This is a genomic window from Gemmiger formicilis (genome assembly GCF_016901605.1).
GTDB lineage: Bacteria > Bacillota > Clostridia > Oscillospirales > Ruminococcaceae > Gemmiger > Gemmiger formicilis_B.
This window is the reverse complement of the sequence record NZ_JACJKP010000289.1, coordinates 1-1,938: the sequence shown is the minus strand read 5'-3', so window position 1 is coordinate 1,938 and position 1,938 is coordinate 1. Positions and strand designations below refer to the sequence as shown.

The window sequence follows — 1,938 nt, the reverse complement described above, 5'->3', positions numbered from 1 at the left end:
CGGCTACGCCCCCGAAATGGCTTACTTCGAGACCTGCCATGAAATGAAGCTCATCGTCGACCTGATCAACGAGGGCGGCTTTGACAAGATGCGTTACTCCATCTCCAACACCGCTGAGTACGGCGACTACCGCACCGGCAAGCGCCTGATCACCGAGGAGACCCGCAAGGAGATGAAGAAGGTCCTCACCGAGATCCAGGACGGCACCTTTGCTTCCGAGTTCCTGGCCGAGATGAGCCCCAACGGCGGCCGCAAGGTCCACTTCCTGGCCCAGCGCCGCATGCAGTCCGAGCACCTCATCGAGAAGGTCGGCAAGGAACTGCGCCAGATGATGAGCTGGCTGAAGAAATAAGCAGAATTGAATTCTGCTGTTCGGCCGCGGGGCGGAATGTGCGGCTGCCCCGCCTGTGCCGCGCAAAACTACCCCTAATCCAAGGGAGGATAAACCAATGAACAGCGATAACGTCAAAAAAGGCCCCGAACGGGCGCCGAATCGCAGCCTGTTCTACGCCCTGGGCTATACGCCGGAGGAACTGGACCGCCCGTTGATCGGTGTTGTGTCTGCCTACAGCGAGATCGTGCCCGGGCACATGAACCTGGACAAACTGGCGGATGCCGTCAAGGCCGGTGTGCGTATGGCCGGCGGCACCCCCATCCTGATGCCCGCCATCGGTGTCTGTGACGGCATCGCCATGGGTCACGTGGGTATGAAATACTCGCTGGCCAGCCGGGAACTGATCTGTGACAGTGTGGAAACCATGTATATGGCCCATCAGCTGGACGGCCTGGTACTGGTGCCCAACTGCGATAAGATTGTCCCCGGTATGGTCATGGCCGCCGTGCGGATGGATATCCCGGCGGTGGTCTGCTCCGGCGGTCCCATGCTGGCAGGCCGCTACGGCGGCGAGGAAGTCAGCCTTTCCAAAATGTTCGAAGCGGTAGGCGCTTACAAAGCGGGCCTGATCAATGATGAACAGCTGGAAGACTGCACCTGCAACTGCTGCCCCGGCTGCGGTTCCTGCTCCGGTATGTATACCGCCAACAGCATGAACTGCCTGTGTGAGGCCATCGGTATTGCGCTGCCCGGCAACGGCACCATTCCCGCCGTCTATGCCAAGCGGCTGCAGCTGGCCAAACACGCCGGTATGGCCGTGATGGATCTGGTGCGCCGTGGCGTGACCGCCCGGCAGATCATCAACGAGCGGTCTATCCGCAATGCGCTGGCCTGTGATATGGCCCTGGGCTGCTCCACCAACACGGTGCTGCATCTGCTGGCCATTGCCCAGGAAGCAGGCGTGCCCATTGACCTGAAACTCTTTAACGAGATCAGCGCCAAGACCCCCAACCTGTGCCATCTGGCCCCGGCGGGTCCCACCCACATGCCCGATCTGTACGAGGCCGGCGGTATCCCCGCCGTGCAGGCGGAACTGGCCAAGGCAGGTCTGCTGGATCTGGATGTGCCCACGGTCACCGGCAAAACGCTGGGCGAGAATATCGCGGGTGCCAAGATCCTCAACGAGAAGGCCATCCGGCCCATCGACAATCCTTACAGCAAGACCGGCGGCCTGCAGATCCTGTGGGGCAACATCGCCCCCGACGGCTGTGTGGTCAAGCGCAGCGCCGTGGCGCCGGAAATGCAGGTCCACAGCGGTCCTGCCCGGGTATTCAACAGTGAAGAAACGGCTATTGCCGCCATCTATGCCGGCGAAATTCATCCCGGCGATGTGGTGGTCATCCGGTACGAGGGCCCCAAGGGCGGCCCCGGTATGCGGGAGATGCTCAACCCCACCAGTGCGCTGGCGGGCATGAAGCTGGACACCACGGTGGCGCTGATCACCGACGGACGCTTCTCCGGCGCAAGCCGCGGTGCCGCCATCGGTCACGTTTCCCCGGAGGCTGCCTCGGGCGGCCCCATCGGTTTGGTCGAAGAGGGAGATA

Annotated in this window: 1 protein-coding gene and 1 pseudogene; both read left to right on the top strand. The window is 62.2% G+C overall.

Annotation, left to right across the window (positions count from 1 at the left end):
- Positions 1 to 352, top strand: a pseudogene (locus H6B10_RS14245) (ketol-acid reductoisomerase); the annotation flags it as partial.
- A 97-nt stretch (positions 353 to 449) separates the two neighbouring features.
- Positions 450 to 1,938 (top strand): dihydroxy-acid dehydratase (gene ilvD, locus H6B10_RS14240; protein ID WP_204652204.1); only part of this gene is annotated, 1,489 nt, incomplete at its 3' end.